We start from the raw sequence: 17,010 nt of genomic DNA, 5'->3' as shown, positions 1-17,010 counted from the left end.
CCTGCCCCCTTACTTCACTGCACTGTGGCCGCTGGCCATAACGGTACGGGCCAAAAGCTCGGAAGAATTCTCCAAAGCGCCCAGGATGGGGCTGCCGCCGATGGTGCCGCCGCTGTAGCCCTGCTCGCCATGCTCCACCAGGTCAAGGCCGGCAATCTCCTCAGCCTCGTCCACACGCATGGAGATGAAGTGGTCAACAATCTTGTAAAGCACATAGGAACCGGCAATGCCCAGAGCGTAGGCAACAACCGTGGAGATGATCTGTGCAAAGAACAGGTGAGTCTCGCCATAGAAAAGGCCGTTAGCACCGTCAGGGTTCACAGCGGTGGTGGCCCAAATGCCGGTGGCGATAGAGCCCCAGGTGCCGCCGATGCCATGGATGCCGAAAGCATCAAGAGAATCGTCATAACCAAGCTTCTGCTTCAACACAGCTACAGCGAAATAGCAAACAGCACCGCCTACAGCACCGATGATAAGAGAAGCCAAAGGAGTTACAAAACCTGCCGCAGGAGTGATGGCCACCAGGCCTGCCACGCAGCCGGAAACTGCACCAAGAAGGGTGGGCTTGCCATTGAAGTTCCACTCAAGGATCACCCATGCCACCAAGGCAGCAGCTGCTGCCGCCTGAGTCACTACGAAAGCGTTGGCAGCCAGTTCATTGGCACCCAGGGCGCTGCCTGCATTGAAGCCGAACCAGCCGAACCAGAGGAGCGCGGCGCCAAGCACAGTCATAGGCAGATTATGGGGCAGCATGGCACGCTTGCCATAGCCGTGGCGCTTGCCCAAGAGCAGGCAGATAGTCAGACCGGACACACCGGAAAGGATATGGATGACCAGGCCGCCAGCGAAATCCAGAGCTCCCAGCTCGGCCAGGAAGCCGCCACCCCATACCCAGTGAGCCATGGGGTTGTAAATAAGGATGGCCCAGAGCAGGATGAAGAAGCAGAAAGCGGAGAAGCGGAGCCTCTCGGCAAAAGCGCCGGTGATCAGGGCCGGGGTAAGAGCGGCAAACATGCACTGGAAGGCCACGAAAGCCAGTTCCGGAATAGTGCCGCCTTCCAGGATGGCCAGACCCACGCCCTCAAGTCCAACCTTGTCCAGGCTGCCGATAAAGCCATTGATATCCGTGCCAAAGGCCATGGCATAGCCCAGAATAACCCACTCAACGGAAATAAGGCCAAGCACAAACATGCTCTGCATGATGGTAGTCAGTACATTCTTGCTCCGCACCATGCCGCCATAGAACAGCGCCAGGCCGGGAGTCATTATGAACACCAGGGCTGCACTTATGAGCACCCAGGCGGTATCTCCTGTATTAAGCATAAAATCAAATCCCTTCCAAAATTATTCACCCTTGAATAATGACGTCAACAAGCCCTTGAATAGAAAAAGCCCCACGCAGTCCGGTACCTGACTGCATGGGGCCTCATTGCCTCAAGTTCATGTCGATGTGGAAATTATAGCAAGCAGTTGTAATGTTGTCAATATATATCTACATGTATACAAGTATACGTCAGTGTACAGTGGTGTGGCTGTCATTTTTTGTCCGCAATGGACTCCAGCAAATCGCCCAGCGTAATATTCTTCAAATCCGTCAGCATATGGGAACATTGCTGCAGGGAGCACTATTCATACTTTTTCCCATTGCCGTTCTAATTTCTTACAAATTCCACCATAAAGCTTCTCCATCCTGCGTCCTCCCTCCTTCGCTTCCAGCCTGGAAATCTTTACGTTTTCTTCTTGCCCCTGAGGATATCGTAAAGGTCCAGCATATCCTGCACACGTTCACACTCATGGGCATTCAGATAACGGTCATCATTGGAAGGGCCCGGCAGGGGCATGAATATCTTGCCCACACCTGATGATCCCATGTAGCGCAAGGCATCCTCATCATTCTTATCCGCCACCTGATTGAAGAACTGTATCATGCCGTCTCCATCGGGCAGTTCCTTCACCTCTGACCGGGCCTTGATGGGAAACACCTTTTCATCAGACAGCTGCAAGTCAATCCCGGTAAAATTCACAGGATTCTGGCCGATGTGGCAGACAAAGACCCAGAGCTGGGCATCCGTGCCGCCATTGTGCACCACATAGGGCTGCACAAAAACCCCCGATTCTGTGGGCCTGGCGTAGTAATAGACCGTACCGCCCCCCTCAAGGGATTGTTCTTCCATCTGCATGGTAAGCCCCCTCAATACCTCATCCGGCTTGTCATCCTTGATGCCGGATTTCAAAGTCTTGGCTTCCTGTTCCGCCCAGTGGGCTCTTTTCTCCGCCAGTTCCTTCTGTTCTTTGGCTTCTATGGCTTCCATCTTTTCCTGCAATTCCTTTTCCTGGCGCTCTGCCACCACAGCCTTGGTTTCCTGATAATGCTGAATAGCTATCACTCCCAAAGGCGTGACCAGACTCACGATAAGTACCAATATGGCAATCATCTTGAATTTCCCCATAAGGGCAAACACCTCCCTCTGACGGCACTGATTCTGATATAAGTGTTATTCGACTGCCAGCGCCTGATTCCTTCTCCCTTTGCCCTGTGCAGAAAAACTATATGACGCGTTTCAGCTCAGCCAGAGTCGTCCTGCCTTCCAGCACTTTGTCCACGCCATCCTGCCAGAGGGTCCTCATGCCTTCCTTTTCCGCCACGGCCTGCAAACTCTCCCTATCCATGTCCTGCAGGATCGCTGCCCGCACAGGGGGGCTGATGACCAGCACTTCCTGCAGGGCCAGGCGGCCGCTATAGCCAGTATTGCTGCAGGAAGGGCAGCCTCTGTTTCCCTTGAGCCTGAGACCAGGATGCCAGTCCTTTCCCAACATCTGCGCTTCAGCCGAGCCTGCCTTTACCTCATGTTCTTCCTGGCATTCCGGACAGGACTTTCTCACCAGCCGCTGGGCCACAGCCCCCGTGAGCGTGGCTGCTATCATGTAGGGAGGAATCCCCATTTCCCGCAGGCGGAAGATCACCCCCACCGCATTTTCTGTATGCAGGGTAGTCATCAGCAGATGTCCTGTAAGGGCAATGCGCACGCTATAAGAAGCCACTTCCCCGTCCCGTATTTCTCCCACCATCACCGCCGTGATGTCCTGGCGCAGGAGGGCTTTCAGCCCTGCCATATAGCTGAGGCCCGCCTTGGGATTTATCTCCACCTGGTTGATGCCCGGCATGACCCGCTCCACCGGATTTTCCAGCGTCACCAGATTGCTTTCCGGCTTATTCAAAGCCTGCAGGGCGGCATAGAGAGTCGTGGTCTTGCCAGAATTCACGGGCCCCGACAAAATTACCAGCCCCGAGGGCTTTTCAATGATGCTTCGGAAAAGCTCCATGTTTTTCCCGCTGAAGCCAAGTTCATCTATATCCAGGATGCCCTTTTCCACATTCATGAAGCGCAGCACCATCAGCTCCCCATGGATGGCCGGCAGCACGGATACGCGAATATCTATCTGCCGCCCTCCGCTGGCAAAGACGATATGGCCGTCCTGGGGGCACTGATGCCTGGCTGTGTCCATGCCGGCCATCACTTTCAGGCGAGCGGTGAGGACGATTTCCAGTTCCTTGGGCAGGATGTTATCTTCAGGCTGCAAGAGGCCGTCTATCCTGTATCTGACTCTCAGCCAGTCTTCCTGCGGCTCCAGATGAAGATCGCTGGCCCTGCGCTCAATGGCCCGTTCCAAGAGAACGTCTGCCAGTTTCACTACCGGGGAGTTTTCTCCCCCCTGCTGCTCAAGGCCCCGGCGGGCTTCTACGGCAGCACGGCTGATGAGGATTTTGAAAGCTGTCTCGTCTATGGGCATGATTGCCGCCTCCTTTTTACAAACTCAATTCTTTGCCAAAAGGACAACTCCTGCCAGAAAAGCAAAAAGAGAGGCGTGCGCCTCTCTCTGGATAAATCAGTCATTGAGTTATTGCTGGAACATTTGCCTCAGTTCTTCCTCTGTGAGGATATCTATGCCCAATTCCTGGGCCTTGATGAGCTTGCTGCCAGCGGCCTCCCCGGCTACCAGATAGTTGGTTTTCTTCGACACGGAGCCAGTGACCTTGCCGCCGTGGGCTTCGATAAGCGCAGCGCACTCCTTGCGGCCCAGGGTGGGCAGGGTGCCGGTGATGACAAAGGTCAGGCCGACAAGCTCGCTGCCTGCAGCTGACTGCTGCTCCTGCACGAAGTTTACCCCGGACTTTTCCATGTCTGCAAGGATGGCGCGGTTATGCTCATCCCGGAAGAAGGAGAGGATAGCCCTGGTGCTGATTTCCCCCATGTCCGGCACTGCCAGGAGCTCCTCTTCGCTGGCCTGGCTGAGCTTTGCAATGGAGCCAAAAGCAGCCATCAGGTCCCTGGCCGCCGCCCGGCCGATGCCGGAGATGCCCAGACCTGTCACCAGCCGCTGGGGATCATTCTGCTTGCTTTCCTCAATGGCAGCAAGCAGCTTGTCCGTGTTCTTCTCCTTGCCTATCAGGCCCTTGGCAATCAGCTCCTCACGGTAGTCGGACAGATGGTAGATATCTGCAATGGTCCTGAGATATCCTTCCTCAATGAGCCCTCGTACTGCCGCTTCCCCAAATCCCTTGATGTCCATGGCATTCCTGCCCACAAAGTTCAGGATATGGTTCTCCAGCTGGGCAGGGCAGGAGGGATTCTGGCATTTGATATCTGCCGTATCCGCCTCCCGCACAGCTTCTGCCCCGCAGACAGGGCACTTGTCACCGATGATGAAGGGCTCGGTCCCGGCAGGGCGCTTTTCCTTAACCACTTCCTTGACCTTGGGAATGATTTCCCCGGACTTGTAGACCTTCACCGTATCCCCGATGCGCACATCAAGGCTGTCAATGAAGTCCTGATTGTGCAGGGTAGCCCGCTCCACCCTGGTGCCGCAGAGCTGCACCGGGTCAAAGACTGCCGTAGGGGTGATGCGGCCAGTGCGGCCCACAGAAAGCTCGATGCTTCTGACCACGGTTTCCTTTTCCTCAGGGGGGTATTTGTAGGCAATAGCCCAGCGTGGCACCTTGGAAGTAGCCCCCAACTTCTCACGGTCAGCCAGATCATTGAGCTTCACCACGGCCCCGTCAATGTCGTAAGGCAGGCTGCCCCGGCTGCCGCCGATGGCCTCGATAGCTGCCCAGACCTCATCTGCCGTACGGCAGACGTGGTAGCCGTGTATGACCTTGATGCCCTGCTTCTTCATGAATTCATAGGCTTCCGTGTGGCTGGCAAATTCCCTGCCCTCTGCCTTCTGCAGGTTGAAGACAAACATGGATAGCTTCCGCTCTTTGGTAATGCGGCTGTCCAGCTGGCGCAGGGTGCCTGCGGCACAGTTGCGGGGATTGGCAAAGGGCTTCAAGCCCAGAAGTTCCTGGCGGTCATTCACCGCCTCAAAGGCAGCCTTTTCCATGTAGACTTCCCCACGGATTTCAAAGTAAGGCAGGCTTTCCTTCAGCTTCTGCCTGACGTCTTTGATGACCCTGGCATTGGCAGTGACGTCCTCCCCCTGCACCAGGCCGTCGCCACGGGTAATGGCTCGCACAAGTTCTCCATTCTCATAGCGCAGGGCCAGGGAAAGACCGTCTATCTTTTCCTCAACCACAAATTCAGGGCTTTCCAGTTCCCCCTGCATATTCTCCACAAAGCTGTAGATTTCTTCCTTGGAGAAAACGTCCTGCAAAGACAGCATGGGCACATCGTGCTTCACCAGCACCCCGGCGCTGCGGCGCGCCTCGCCTCCCACCATCTGGGTGGGAGAGTTCTGGGTGATAAGCTCGGGATAGGCTCCCTCCAAAGCTTTCAGGCGCAGCATCAGCTGGTCGTATTCGTAATCAGTGATTTCCGGATTATCTTCGTTATAGTAGCGGTTGTTATGGTAGCGAATCTTCTTCCGCAGGCCGGCAAGTTCTGCCTTGACGGCTTTGATATCTGCTGGTATGGCTTCTGCCATGCCGCCACCTCCTGTCTAATTAAGCTTTGGTGATGGGAGCGTACTTCTGCATCAAGCCCTTGACCCCCTGGTCCGGGAAGGCAATCTTCAGCTCAACTTCTTCCCCTTCACCCTTGACGGACACCACGGTGCCGATGCCCCACTTGCCGTGACGGGCCTTGTCACCCACCTTCCAGACCACGCTGGTATCGGGACGGATGGCAGTGCTGCCTGCAGGTGCCGTTCCCATATTGCGCTGGTTCAGGGCACTCATGGCCTGCAGGGCAGACTGAGGCTGGCCGCTGCGCTGCACACCGCTGCCCATCTGCCTTGCGCTGGGCTGGAAGGTCATAAGGCCTGCACGCTGCTGGGCTCCGTAATTGTTGGCATTGGCAAAGCCGTAAGCATTCCCCCTGGGCACCAGCTTCTCCAGATACTCGTCGGGAATCTCGCTGAGGAAGCGGGAAGGCGGATAGGCGTTCTGCCTGCCGTAAATCGTGCGGCGCTGGGCATTGGTGAGATAGAGCTTCCGCTGGGCGCGGGTGATGCCCACATAGCAGGTACGACGCTCCTCCTCGATTTCTGCCGGCTCCATGAGGGTGCGGGAATGAGGGAACAAACCTTCCTCCATGCCCACCATGAAGACGATGGGGAACTCCAGGCCCTTGGCTGAGTGCAGGGTCATCAGGGTCACCCTGTCCTCCTCCATTTCTGCATTGTCAATATCAGACACCAGCGCCAACTGGGAGAGGAAATTTTCCAGATTGGGATTTTCCTCCTCTTTTTCAAAGTCCTTGGCCACGCCGATGAATTCCTTGAGGTTCTCCAGCCGGGACTCGTTCTCCGGCTTTTTCTCCTCTTCCAGTTCCTTGATATAGCCAGACTCCTTCAGCACCTTGTCAATGAGTTCGGAAACCTTCAGGTTGGACTGCAGCCCCATGTACTTGAAGATAAAGGAGGAAAACAGCTCCAATGGCTTCTTCACCCGGGCAGTGATGCCGGGAATGGCATCCAGCAGGTCGGGGCTGGAAATCACATCAAAGAGGGTCAGGCCATTGGCATCGGCATAATCGCTGAGCTTGGCTATAGAGGTGGCACCCAGGCCCCGCTTGGGCACATTGATGATGCGCATAAGGCTCACGGTATCCAGAGGATTATAGATAACCCGCAGATATGCCAGGATGTCCTTGATTTCCTTGCGGTCGTAGAATTTGAGGCCCCCCACCATGGTGTAGGCGATGCCGCTCCTCATGAAGGTCTCCTCCAGCACACGGGACTGGGCATTGGTGCGGTAGAGAATGGCCATATCTCCCAGGGAGGCATTGAAAATGGTCTGCTGCTTGCGGATAGTGGTGACAATGAAGTTGGCCTCGTCACGCTCATCCATACCCTGGTACCAGGTAAGCTTCTCTCCCGTGGCGTTCTCCGTCCAGAGTTCTTTTGGCTTGCGGTTGATGTTATGCTCAATCACCGCATTGGCTGCCGCCAAGATATTCTTGGTGGAGCGGTAATTCTGTTCCAGCTTGATGGTCTTGGCCTCGGGATAGTCCTTCTCAAAGTCCATGATATTGCGGATATCCGCGCCGCGCCAACCGTAGATAGACTGGTCAGCATCCCCCACCACGCAGAGATTGTGATGGGACGCCGCCAAGATCTTGGTGAGCTGGTACTGGGCGCCGTTGGTATCCTGATACTCATCCACCAGTATATACTTGAAGCGGCGCTGATACTTGATGCGTACTTCCTCATGCTGCTCCAGCAGGAGCACTGTCACCATCAGCAGGTCATCAAAGTCCAGCGCATTGTTGTTGCGAAGCTCCTGGGCGTAAATCTCGTAAACCTCCGCCACCTTCTGCTCAAAGAAGCTGCCTGCGTCCCGGGCCATGGCTTTGGGGCCTAAGAGCTGGTTCTTGGCATTGGAAATGGCATTGAGGACACTGGCAGGCGTGTACTGCTTATCGTCCAGATTAAGCTTCTTCAGGGCGTTCTTGATGACAGCCTGGCTGTCAGAAGTGTCATATATGACGAAGTTCTTCTTGTAAAGCCCAGTGGCCTCGATTTCCCGGCGCAGGAAGCGGGCGCAGAAGGAATGGAAGGTGCTGAGCCATACGTCCTTGGCCGCCTCCCCTATCATCCTGTCCACGCGCTCCCGCATTTCCGTGGCAGCCTTGTTGGTGAAGGTGATTGCCAGGATGCTATAGGGTGCAGCCCCCTGGGCCAAAAGGTTTGCCACCTTGCAGGTAAGCACCTTGGTCTTGCCGGAACCTGCTCCTGCCATGATGAGGAGAGGCCCCTCCGTATGCTCGACTGCCTGCTTCTGTGCCGGGTTCAATCCGCTGAAAATATCCAATGTATCCTCCTATATTTGTTGGTCTTGCAAAATACTTCAAAACATAAATTTAAAGGCTGAAAATCGGCCCACCCAACGGGTGAGCCGATTTATATGCCTTGCTCAAATCTTCTCTTAGGAGCAGTTCCTTACTGCTTGATGCGCTTCACTGCCTCGGAAAGGGGCGGGATAATCTGCTTCTTGCGGCTCATGACCCCGGGCAGATAGATGTGGGTGCCGCTGGCATCCTTGTGGAAAGCCTCGCCAATGAGGGTCTTGGGAGAGCCTGCATAAAGGAGAGTGGTGGCTTCTTCCAGGATGTTGGTGACCATCACCAGACTCATGTCGAAGCCTTCCTTATCGCAGATATGGCCCATAGCCTCAATGAGCTGGGGTTCCAGATCCAGCACTTCCTTCTCGTCCATGACAGAAATCTGGCTGACGATGATGCGGTAGTCGCCGATGCGGAACTCCTTGAGGTCGTTCCTGGCAATCTCGGAAGGAGTCATATCGCCGATGCCGGAACCTGCCTTGAGCATTTCCAGGCCGTACTCATTGATGTCCACCCCGGCAATCTCAGCCAGCCGCTTGGCGGTCATCTTGTCATACTCAGTGCAGGTGGGAGACTTGAAGAGCACCGTGTCGGAAATAATGGCGGAAAGCAAGAGGCCGGCAATGGAAGCAGGAATGTCAATATCCCTGTGCCAATGCATATTGGCCACGATGGTGGCTGTGCAGCCCACAGGCTCTGCATGGGTGTAGATGGGCTCGCTGGTCTGGATGCCGCCCAGACGATGGTGGTCGATGATCTCCATGATCTTGGCTTCTTCGATGCCCTCTACGGCCTGGCCGCGCTCGTTGTGGTCCACCAGGATGACCCGCTCACGCTCGGAAACCATGAGACGGTCACGGCTTACCAGGCCCACGATATGGCCATTTTCCACCACGGGGTAGTTGCGGTAATTGTTCTCCTCCATGGCCCCTTTGATATCAGAGAGCAGGTCCATAGGCTTGAAGCACACGGGATTGTCGTGCATGATGCGACGGATGGGCACGCACTGGTTGATCAGGCGGGCCACTGTATAGGTGTCGTAAGGAGTGGAAAGCACGAACACATTGCGCTCCTCAGCTTCCTCGATGACATCAGCGGAAACGCGGCCATTGCCGGTGACAATCAGGCAGGCAATGCCCTGCTTCACGCAGTCGATGATGGTCTCATCGTGACGATCGCCAATGAGGACAATGTCGTGCTCCTTGATGACGCTCTTGATGGTGTTGAGGCTGCCGGCAGCAATGCGCACATTGCCCTTAATGAACTCGCCTTCCTCACCGGACACCAGCACCTGGCTGTCCGTAGCCTGGATGATGTCGCGATAGCGCACCCGCATATTGGCCAGATTCTGCATGCCCAGTTCCTGGAAGTAGCGCTGAGCCAGATCGCTGACGGTGACGATGCCCACCAGCACCCCTTTGCTGTCGGTGACTGGCACGGACTTCAAATCATGCTCCCGCATGACCTCACCCAGATGGCGCAGAGTATCATGCTGCTTCACTACGATCTTGCAGTCGATGGTGATATCCTTGACCCGGGGATAAAGGTCGGTGAGCAAAAGGGGCTCCTCCACCTGGAAATGCTCCAGGGCGTACTTGGTCTCTGCATTGATCTTGCCAGCACGGGCAGCCACTACGTTCTCACCCAGTGCCTGCTTGAGATGTGCATAGCCGATAGCCGAGCAGATGGAATCCGTATCCGGATTGCGATGCCCGATGGTATAGATTGGTTTCGTGCTATTCATGAAAAAAAAATCCTCCTCTTGTCTGATGCCGTCAACAGCCCCGACTCTTATAGCATGTATACATTATAACGCTAGAATGCCCATCTTGTCGACAGATAAAATGGGTTTGTATGTGTCAATGATATCTCGGTAAATCAGACCAGCGATTTGATTTGACAACTCCGGCTTAAAGTATTAAAGTATAGCCAGACAATCACATACACGGGAGCTCGCAGACGGGCTGAGAGGAAACTATGCGTTTCGACCGCACCTGATTTGGATAATGCCAACGTAGGGAAGCAGGAATAGCGATATTTCAAGGGACTATCCAACTTTAGCCGGATAGTCCCTTTTCGTTTGCCCTTTCCCTCCCCAACACAAGGAGGAATCACCATGCAAAATTGTCAGATGACACAATCACCCAAACGGACCTCACTTTGGGCCAACGGCCTGATTTGGTTCGGCGCTGCCCTTTCCATTGCCGAGATACAGACCGGCACTTTCCTGGCCCCTCTGGGCTTCGGCCAGGGGATGCTGGCGATTTTCATGGGGCATCTCATAGGCTGCGCCCTGCTCTTTGGGGCAGGGGTCATAGGCGGCAAAGTGAGGAAAAGTTCCATGGAAGCTGCCAAGATGACCTTTGGCAGCAGGGGCGCCCTGCTCTTTGCAGGGCTCAATATCCTGCAGCTTTTGGGCTGGACGGGCATCATGATCTATGAAGGGGCCCTGGCTGCCGGGGGGCTTTTAGGAGCAGGCCATGAGCTCTGGTGCCTGCTGATAGGACTGCTCATCATCCTGTGGCTGGCCATTGGCCTGGAGAATCTGAGCAGGCTGAACGCCCTGGCCATGGCGGCCCTGCTGCTGCTCACCCTGCTGCTCAGCAGCAATCTCGCCAGCGCCAGCGGGGCTGCCCCCCTGCCTGCCGAAGCCATGAGTTTCGGCCTGGCCCTGGAGCTTTCCATTGCCATGCCCCTTTCCTGGCTGCCCCTTATCAGCGATTACACCCGCAAGGCCCAAAAGCCTGTCAGGGCAGCGGCGGTGAGCACCATCGTCTACGGTCTGGTGAGCTCCTGGATGTACCTCATGGGCCTGGGGGCCGCCCTGGCTTTCGGGGAGGCGGATATCGCCCAAATCATGCTGAAGTCCGGGCTGGGGCTGGCGGGCCTGGCCATCATCCTCTTTTCCACCGTCACCACCACTTATCTGGATGCCTATTCTGCAGGAGTGTCCGGCGAAGCCCTGTCCTCCAAAGCAAAGGGAAAAGCCCTGGCCATAGCTGTCACCCTGCTGGGCACAGGTGGAGCCATCTTCCTGCCCCTGCTGGATTTCACGGATTTCCTCTACTTCATCGGCTCAGTCTTTGCCCCCATGATTGCCGTACAGCTGGTCAATCATCTCATGGCCTCCCGCAACTATGAGACAAGTCTTTTCTGCTGGTCCAATCTGCTGGTGTGGCTGGCCGGTTTCCTCCTCTACCGCTTCCTGATGGAAACTGACCTGCCCATAGGCAGCACTCTGCCGGACATGCTGCTCACCATGTGCCTCAGCGCTGCTGCCATTGTCCTGGGCAACAGGCAGAAGGAAAAAGAGGAGCCTGCTACCCTGTAAGGAAATATCCTCCAATGTGAGATTGAGGCTCCTGGCTGAAGGAGCAAGCAAATGCGCTAAAAAATCACCTTGCCAAACTCTCGGCAAGGTGATTTTTCTTTCTCATATTTGTCAAAGCACGTTAGGCTGCTTGGAGCATTTTGTTCTTTTCAAATGCACCCGACCCTGGTTCCGCGCTTTGGATCAGGCAGTCATTTGTGAAGGCCTTCATTGCCTTGACGACGTCATCACTTCTTGTGCTTGAAGGCAGCCATGCCTGCGTAGACAGCGCTTTCCCCCAGTTCTTCTTCTATGCGCAGCAGCTGGTTGTATTTGGCCACCCTCTCAGAGCGTGAGGGGGCTCCTGTCTTGATCTGATCCGTATTGAGGGCCACTGCCAGGTCTGCGATGGTGGTATCCTCTGTCTCACCGCTGCGATGGGAGACTATGGCCGTGTAACCTGCCTGGTGGGCCATCTTGATGGCTTCCAGCGTCTCGGAAAGGGTGCCTATCTGATTCAGCTTGATGAGGATGGAGTTGCCGCTGCCGCCTTCGATGCCTTTCTTCAGCCGCTTGGTGTTGGTGACAAACAGGTCATCTCCCACCAGCTGCACCTTGTCGCCCAGATCCCTGGTCATCTGCTGCCAGCCTTCCCAGTCCTCCTCATCCAAACCGTCCTCGATGGAGTAGATGGGATACTTCTCCACCAGGGATTTCCAGTGAGCAATCAGCTCGGCAGAGGTGAATTCCCTGCCGGACTTGGGCTGCTTGTAATGTCCCTTGCCCTTTTCGCTTTTCCATTCAGAGCTTGCGGCATCCATGGCCAGGACAAAGTCCTTCCCGGGCTCATATCCTGCTTCGCGTATGGCCTGCAGGATGTGCTCGATGGTGTCCTCATCAGAGGAAAGGTCAGGGGCAAAGCCCCCCTCATCGCCTACGGAAGTAGCCTTACCCTCTTTTTTCAGCAGGGACTGCAGGGCGTGGAAAACCTCCGTGGACCACCTGAGGCCCTCACGGAAAGTAGGCGCTCCTGCAGGCATGATCATGAACTCCTGGGTATCCACTGAATTTGTGGCATGGGCGCCGCCATTCAGGATATTCATCATGGGCACAGGCAGATGGTTGCCGGCAAGGCCTCCCAGGAAGCGATACAGGGGAATATCCTGGGCGGCAGCAGCTGCTTTGGCTGCGGCCAGGGATACTGCCAGAATGGCATTGGCTCCCAGCTTTGACTTATCTTCTGTGCCGTCCAGAGCCAGCATGGCGGCATCCACGCCGTAGATATCCGAAGCATCAAGGCCTGCCACCGCCGGGGCAATCTTCTCATTGATGTTCGCCACCGCCTGGGACACGCCCTTGCCGCCGTATCTATCCTTGTCACCATCCCTGAGCTCCAAAGCTTCGAACTCGCCAGTGGAAGCACCGCTGGGAGCCGCCGCCCTGCCAACTGAGCCGTCTGCCAGGGTGACCTCAGCCTCTACTGTAGGATTGCCACGGGAATCAATGATTTCCCGGCCAATGACCTGCATGATCTGTAAATAATCTTTCATGGACTTTGCCTCCTCTCAATCATGATATTATTATAGCCCAGATTAAATGATATTGCAAGTCATTATCATTTAATCTGGGCTTTCACGGACACGCCGTGGATTTATGCCATTCGCACCGTTTTTCCAAAATGAGGCTGCTGCGCGTTCATTATGGTGCAGTAGCCTCATCGATACTGTCGTCAGTTGGTGATGCCGGGGCGGGTCATCTGCTCGGGGGACATGATATGGTTGAGCTTCTCCTCCGGGAGGATGCCCTTTTCCAGGATGATTTCCCTGATGGGGCGGCCCGTGTTGTAGGCTTCCTTGGCCAGCATGGCGGACTGCTCGTAGCCGATGTGGGGAAGAAGCGCCGTCACCACACCTACGCTGTTATCCACCCACTTCTGGCACTGCTCCCTGTTCGGCTCCATGCCCTGGAGAAGCTTGTCCACGAAGGTGCGGCAGCCGGCGGCGATGTAGTTCATGGAGCTGAAGAGATTGTAGGCCATGATGGGCTCCATGACATTCAGCTCCAGCTGGCCGTTCTCCACACCCAGGGTCACGGCCAGGTCGTTGCCGATGACCTGGTAGCAGGCCTGATCCAGCACCTCGGCGATGACGGGATTCACTTTGCCGGGCATGATGGAGGAGCCGGGCTGGCGCTTGGGCAGGCTGATCTCGGCAAGGCCGCAGCGGGGGCCGGAAGCCATGAGACGGAAGTCATTGGCCATCTTGATGAGCACCAGGGCCGTGTTCTTCAGGGCAGAAGACACATCCACGAAGCCATCGGTGTTGTTGGTGGCATCAATGATGTTGGTGGAGGTCTCGAAGTTCTCCCCGGTGATCTCCCGCAGCTTCCTGGCCACGGCCTTGATATAGGCAGGCTCGGCATTCAGTCCCGTGCCTACTGCCGTGCCCCCCATATTGATGAGGCGGATGCTGTCGATGGCCCACTCCACCCGGCGGATGCTGCGGCGGATGGCGGAGGCGTAGGAGCCCATTTCCTGGCCCAGGGTGATGGGCACTGCATCCTGCAAATGGGTGCGGCCCATCTTCAGCACGTCCTTGTACTCCTCGGCCTTCTGTTCCAAAGCGGAGGCCAGGTAATCAAGGGCAGAGGTGACCTTGTGGCTCTTGTAGGTGAGGCAGACCTTGATGGCCGTGGGCAGGGAATCGTTGGTGGACTGGGCCATGTTGGCGTGGTTGTTGGGGGAGATGATGTCATAGCGCCCCTTTGCCTCGCCGATGATCTCCAGGGCCCTGTTGCAGAGCACCTCGTTCATGTTCATATTGATGGAAGTGCCGGCGCCGCCCTGGATGGGGTCCACCGGGAACTGATCCATAAACTCGCCGTCGATGATTTCCTCGGCAGCCTGCACCAGGGCATTGCCTATTTTCCTGTCCAGACGCCCGGTTTCCATATTGGCCTGGGCAGCTGCCTTCTTCACCTTGGCCATGGATTTGATGAAGTCCTCATCCAGCTTCCTGCCGGTGATGCTGAAATTCTCGATGGCCCGCATGGTCTGCACGCCGTAATATACCTCATCGGGAACTTCCAGTTCGCCTAAGAAATCATGCTCTTTCCTCATTTTTATTTCCTCCCTATTTTGAAGAAAATTATTCTTCGTTGTAGACATATTATCATTGCACCAGGGAGAAGTCAATGGAAAAATGAAGAAATTTCTTCATGGAGTCTGCTTATGAAATTTTTTTGCTTGAATTGAATAAAATTATTCACTATAATTGATTATCAAAGGAAACCTCATCATCAGGAAAGGAGCATCCCATGCAAAAAAACGACGACGTCCTGGTCAGGATAGGAGAGCGCAGGGAAAGCCTCTCTGCCAAGCAGCAGAAGCTGGCTGATTTCATCCTGGCAAATTACAAGACGGCAGCCTTCCAGAACTCCACCAAGCTGGCCCGTATGGCGGGGGTGAGCGGCTCCACAGTGATACGCTTTGCCGAGGAGCTGGGCTACGACGGCTTCCCGGGGCTCCAATCAGCGCTGCACCGCATCCTGCAGCGGGAGATCAACACGGTGGATATGTTCCTTTCCGCGGACGAGGCCGGTGAGAACGGAACGGAGGAGAAACAGGGGAAGAAGGGCGGCTTTTTCCAGCCCTGCATAGATTCTCTACACAAGGCAGAAAAGTCCATTGACGAAGCGCAGGTGCTGCAGGCGGCGGAACTGCTTTCCCGGGCCAGGAACGTCTATATAGTAGGCTTCCAGGCCTCCGCCTTCCTGGCGGAATATATGTCCTATTTTCTTTCCCGCATCAGGCGCAACGTGTTCCGCATCAGTGGCTGGGGCAACTCCCTCTTTCCCCTGCTGCCCGAGGAAGGGTGGTCGGAGGACGCGGCCCTCATCTTCACCTTTCCCCGCTTCCCAGCCATGTCCTATGCCCTGGCCCAGTTCTTCCACGAGAAAGGCGTCCCCCTGGTCTGCGTCACCTCCATTCCCGCCAACAGGATCACGGAGCTGTCCGAGATTTCCATAGGCGTGGATATAGAGTACCGCACTTACGTGGACCACATGACCCCCGCCCTTTACGTGGCGGAAGCCATCGCCAAAAAGGTGGCCAAGCTCTCCCCCGAGACTTCCGTGAGACAGTTGGAGCTTTTTGAAAGCTTCACCAAAGGGACCCATGTCTTCACCTCGTGAAAGCAAAGGGATGTGCATGAGTGTAATTTCACTTATGCACATCCCCTTTTGTTTTTCATGCAGCTTACAATATCCCTGTCACCTGCGGAGAGGGCCACGGCAAAGGCGGTGAGCCGGATTATCTTGTCCTTTCAACCTTTTCTCCATAAATAGTCTTGAACTCGTCCTTCATCGAGATAGTATTCCAACCACGCTCAATAGCAAACTCTTTCAGCTTGCTGGATTTTTCTGTATTTCCCAACTCGCGCTCCGTATCGTCACAGAGCACGAAGAATGCCTCGCTGTTATAGGGATTATCTTGCAAGGTGTATTCCAACATACCACTGTCACCCATTGAATTTCCAAACGACAAAACCGGCTTCTTGCCAATTTGGTTCAGCAGTGAGAATATCTTCATAGTCTTGGCATTATCAACGAGAGGTTTGCCTGAAATGACTATCTTCTCCTGATGTCGGTCAAAGAAGTGATTACCGGCCTTATCTTTGCCCATTTTCGTAGAGGTAAACACAAAGTCTGAAGCAATAATTCGGTCTGGTTGAATAGGTATAACGCCTTCCACTAATTCCCGCGTGGTGAGGTATCCACAAGCCGAATCTATATACACGGCAAAGCCATTGTTCGCCAAATAAGAAATAATCTCTACCATGGGCAGATAAAAAGCCTCGCCACGTTTGAGATTTGATAAGCCTGTTTCATTGGTCTCCATGAACTCGCGAACATACTTCCTGTATTCTTCAGGTGTCATGCCCTCATAGGCCTTGGTCAGTCCTTTAAAATACAGTTTATCCTCCGCAGGTGTGAGTTTTTCCTTATTGTACACTTTAGGCTTAATCTTTTTTGCTAGAGCTAACAAATCCTTGGGCGGGGTATACGAATTATCTTCAAGGACACGATGGAGGAACATGACTTCCTGGAAATACAGTGGTGCAGTTTCGCAGTAAAATGTACCATCCATATCAAAAGTGGCAATACGATAGGCTGGAGGGATGAAGTTCTTGCTGATAGGATTTGTGGCCTCTTCTACGAATTTAACAATCTTCGCCTTAGTGGGCGAATCCTCATTCCAATACTTGAAGTCACTGGCATCCACAACGTTTATCGCTGCGATTTCGGCACGGCTAGCCGCTTCTCCCTGGGGCTGCCATAGTAGACATCCAAGACCAACAGCAGCTGCCATCAGCGTAACGCAGATTCTTCCGTGTCTCATGTTTAATCCTCCCTTTC

At 54.9% G+C, this 17,010-nt stretch carries 11 protein-coding genes and 1 riboswitch; of the genes, 2 read left to right on the top strand and 9 right to left on the bottom strand.

Annotated elements, in window-relative coordinates:
* Positions 1-9: 9 nt before the first annotated feature.
* The 6 genes from BLW59_RS11085 to BLW59_RS11060 all read right to left on the bottom strand — a co-directional run bounded on the left by BLW59_RS11085 (position 10) and on the right by BLW59_RS11060 (position 10,029).
* A complete protein-coding gene (locus BLW59_RS11085; RefSeq protein ID WP_037377049.1) occupies positions 10-1,323 on the bottom strand; it encodes an ammonium transporter in 1,314 nt (437 codons plus the stop codon).
* Between the two features lie 404 nt (positions 1,324-1,727).
* Positions 1,728-2,450: a hypothetical protein gene (locus BLW59_RS11080; RefSeq protein WP_074697839.1), complete on the bottom strand. Its 723-nt coding sequence runs from the start codon at positions 2,448-2,450 to the stop codon at positions 1,728-1,730.
* Positions 2,451-2,547: 97 nt separating this feature from the next.
* Entirely contained in the window at positions 2,548-3,792 is a 1,245-nt protein-coding gene (locus BLW59_RS11075; RefSeq protein ID WP_318258523.1) for a GspE/PulE family protein, read from the bottom strand.
* Between the two features lie 108 nt (positions 3,793-3,900).
* Positions 3,901-5,925, bottom strand: a complete 2,025-nt coding sequence (gene ligA, locus BLW59_RS11070) for an NAD-dependent DNA ligase LigA (protein ID WP_074697838.1) — start codon at positions 5,923-5,925, stop codon at positions 3,901-3,903.
* A gap of 19 nt (positions 5,926-5,944) precedes the next feature.
* Complete coding sequence (gene pcrA, locus BLW59_RS11065) at positions 5,945-8,254, bottom strand: DNA helicase PcrA (protein WP_074697837.1); 2,310 nt, start codon at positions 8,252-8,254, stop codon at positions 5,945-5,947.
* Between the two features lie 128 nt (positions 8,255-8,382).
* The gene (locus BLW59_RS11060) at positions 8,383-10,029 is read right to left on the bottom strand and encodes a putative manganese-dependent inorganic diphosphatase (RefSeq protein ID WP_074697836.1); all 1,647 of its coding nucleotides are present in this window, start codon (positions 10,027-10,029) and stop codon (positions 8,383-8,385) included.
* A 191-nt stretch (positions 10,030-10,220) separates the two neighbouring features.
* Positions 10,221-10,324: riboswitch (TPP riboswitch) on the top strand.
* Positions 10,325-10,401: 77 nt separating this feature from the next.
* Between BLW59_RS11060 and cytX the strand changes: the two genes are divergently transcribed.
* Positions 10,402-11,616, top strand: a complete 1,215-nt coding sequence (gene cytX / locus BLW59_RS11055) for a putative hydroxymethylpyrimidine transporter CytX (RefSeq protein ID WP_318258521.1) — start codon at positions 10,402-10,404, stop codon at positions 11,614-11,616.
* Positions 11,617-11,843: 227 nt separating this feature from the next.
* Here the strand turns inward: cytX and eno are convergent, their stop codons facing one another.
* Together eno and BLW59_RS11045 are read right to left on the bottom strand one after the other, a co-directional pair.
* Positions 11,844-13,145, bottom strand: coding sequence for a phosphopyruvate hydratase (gene eno / locus BLW59_RS11050; RefSeq protein WP_074697835.1), 1,302 nt, complete (start codon positions 13,143-13,145; stop codon positions 11,844-11,846).
* A gap of 179 nt (positions 13,146-13,324) precedes the next feature.
* On the bottom strand, positions 13,325-14,713 hold the full coding sequence (locus BLW59_RS11045) for an aspartate ammonia-lyase (RefSeq protein ID WP_029544633.1): 1,389 nt from the start codon (positions 14,711-14,713) through the stop codon (positions 13,325-13,327).
* Positions 14,714-14,910: 197 nt separating this feature from the next.
* Here BLW59_RS11045 and BLW59_RS11040 point away from each other — a divergent pair, with 197 nt between their 5' ends.
* A complete protein-coding gene (locus tag BLW59_RS11040; RefSeq protein ID WP_074697834.1) occupies positions 14,911-15,786 on the top strand; it encodes a MurR/RpiR family transcriptional regulator in 876 nt (291 codons plus the stop codon).
* A gap of 118 nt (positions 15,787-15,904) precedes the next feature.
* On the opposite strand, the gene BLW59_RS11035 is transcribed toward BLW59_RS11040, so the two are convergent.
* Positions 15,905-16,993, bottom strand: a complete 1,089-nt coding sequence (locus tag BLW59_RS11035) for a haloacid dehalogenase-like hydrolase (protein ID WP_074697833.1) — start codon at positions 16,991-16,993, stop codon at positions 15,905-15,907.
* Positions 16,994-17,010 lie beyond the last annotated feature (17 nt).

Source organism: Selenomonas sp. KH1T6 (assembly GCF_900108415.1).
GTDB classification, from domain to species: domain Bacteria; phylum Bacillota; class Negativicutes; order Selenomonadales; family Selenomonadaceae; genus Selenomonas_B; species Selenomonas_B ruminantium_A.
The sequence above is the reverse complement of the archived record's forward strand: the minus strand, read 5'-3'. Positions and strand labels throughout refer to the sequence as shown.